1 protein-coding gene and 1 pseudogene are annotated in these 2,209 nt (G+C 78.4%); one reads left to right on the top strand and one right to left on the bottom strand.

Translation table 11 applies throughout. The annotated features are described in order from the left end of the window. A pseudogene (locus ABD345_RS39820) lies at positions 1-104 on the top strand (electron transfer flavoprotein subunit alpha/FixB family protein); the annotation flags it as partial. A 61-nt stretch (positions 105-165) separates the two neighbouring features. Here ABD345_RS39820 and ABD345_RS39815 read toward each other — a convergent pair. Continuing rightward, positions 166-2,103: a hypothetical protein gene (locus ABD345_RS39815; RefSeq protein WP_344559706.1), complete on the bottom strand. Its 1,938-nt coding sequence runs from the start codon at positions 2,101-2,103 to the stop codon at positions 166-168. Positions 2,104-2,209 lie beyond the last annotated feature (106 nt).

The raw sequence follows: 2,209 nt of genomic DNA, 5'->3' as shown, positions 1-2,209 counted from the left end.
ACAAGGACCCCGAAGCCCCCATCTTCGAACTCGTCGACTACGGCGTCGTCGGAGACCTCTTCAACGTCCTGCCCCAACTCACCGACGAGGTCAAGGCGGGCTGACCCGCCGCGGGCTTCCCCGCACACCCCGAGGGCGCGACTGCCGAGGTCGCGCCCTCGCGCGTCATCCTCCGACGGCCGCCAGCGCCCGGGAGGCCGCCGCCCGCAGCTCCTCGTCCTGGAGGAAGCCGCGCCAGGTCGCGTCCTCGCCGCGCAGCCGGCGGTCCGCGGCGAGGGCGGCGCGCAGCAGCGGGACGGCGGGGCGGGCGGCGGGGCCGATCAGGGCCAGCTGCCGGACGGCGGTGGGCATGACGGGGTGGTACTGCCCCCGGTCGAGGCCGTGCAGGGCGGAGAGCAGCACGGGGACGGCCGCCCCGGTGTCGCCGGTCGCCGCCCAGAGCGCGCCCGCGGCCCGCACCCCGGTCCATTCGTCCGGGTCGGCGGCGCGCTCGCGCAGCAGTGCGGCGCAGCGGGCGGCGTGCGGGCCGAGGTCGCCGAGCATCCGCAGCGCGCGGTGGTCGTCCGCGTGGGCGGCGAGGGCGTCCACGGCCGCCTCCGGATCGCCGCCGAGTCTCCAGCACGCCCAGGCGGCGGTCGCCGCCCCTCTGTCCGGGCCGTTCATCCGTGCGGAGAGCATCGTCCTGGCGCGGGCGGCGAGGTCGGCGCCGAGCACCGCCGGGCCGAGTCCGGCGAGCGTCTCGGCGGCGCTGGCCCACGCCGGGTCCTCGCCGAGCAGGACGAGCAGCCGTTCGACGGCGGTCCGGCTCGCGGTGCTCCAGCCGGTCAGCACCCGGCCGCACCGGTACACCGTCGCCGGGTGCCCGTCCCGGGCGAGCAGCCGTTCGAGCACGGGCATCAGGGCGTCCGCGTGCCCGGGCAGCAGGGCCAGCACCTCGGGCAGGGCGGGCAGGGCGGCCCGGTCGAGGTGGCCGGTGTCACCGAAAGCCTCGGGGGCGGCGCGCAGGGCGGGTACGCAGCGCGGGTCGCCGCCCCGGGCGAGGGCCCAGGTCGCGGTGGCGGCGACGGCGGTGTCGGCGTCGCCGAGCAGGGCCGCGATCCGGTCGGCGTGCGGGGTGACGGCCGGCGGGCCGAGGCGGGCGAGCAGGTCGAGGGCGAGCAGGCGCACCTCCGGCACGGGGTCGTCGAGGTGGGCGGCGATCGCGGGCAGCAGTCGCGGGGTCGGCGAGTGCCAGTCGGCGAGCAGCCCGCCGGCCTGTTCGAGCGCGGCGGCCCGGTGCGCGGCGTCGGGGTGGTCGCGGAGCAGCTCGTGGACGAACGCCGTGGCCGGCCCGGGTGCGGGGAACAGCCGCGCCGCCCGGCCGTGGACGCTTCCCGGCCCGCCGCCCTCGTCCCACCGCCGGGCTCCGGGGTCGCGCACGGCGCGGGCGATCAGGTCGGCGTGCCGTGCCGGGAGCCCGGGGTCCTCGGGGGCGAGGGCGAACACGGCGCCCAGGCGTTCCTGGAGGTCGCCGTCCGCCAGCAGGGCGTGCAGCGTCTCCCGGGCCCCGGGGCCCTGCGCGCCGGCGGGTTCGCGCCGCTGGACGGGGCCGAGCGCGGCCAGCAGGGCGAGGCGGGTCGCCGGGTCGTCCTCGGTGCGCAGGCGGCGCAGCAGCGCGGGCAGCAGGTCCCGGCCGGGGGTGGGGCAGGTGCGGAGCATCCGGACGGTGTCGCGGCGGATCGCGGGCAGCGGGTCGTCGAGCAGGGCGAGGGTCTGCGGCAGGGCCCGCGCCCAGGCCGCCCACCAGGTGCCGTCGGTGCCGGGCGGGACGTGCGCGGCGGGGGTGCCGGAGAGCATGTCGAGCGTTTCCAGCAGGCTGCGGCGGACGTTCGGCGACCGGGCGGGGTCGGCGGCCAGCCGCAGCAGGAACGGCAGGGCGGCGGGGGCCGCCGAGCAGATCCAGCCGCCCAGGTGCACCATCCGGTCGTGGATCTCGGCGGCGGCGTCCTCGGCTGCCTCCGGGTCGTCCCCGGCGCAGGCGCGCAGCAGTTCCGGGAGGTCGTCGGCGCTGCCGTGTTCGTGCCTCAGCGCGGTCCACTCGACGGCGTCCAGGTCCTCCCCCATGCCGCGGACCCTAGGCCGTGTCTCATAATTGATCTTGTGGTGGGTCGTGGAGAGATAACGGATGCTGCGTGGGCTCGGATTGAGCCGTTGCTGCCGCAGCGGGACG

This window comes from Kitasatospora saccharophila (genome assembly GCF_039529925.1).
Lineage (GTDB): Bacteria > Actinomycetota > Actinomycetes > Streptomycetales > Streptomycetaceae > Kitasatospora > Kitasatospora saccharophila.
Note: the sequence above shows the minus strand (reverse complement) of the source record. Positions and strands in the feature narration are given on the sequence as shown.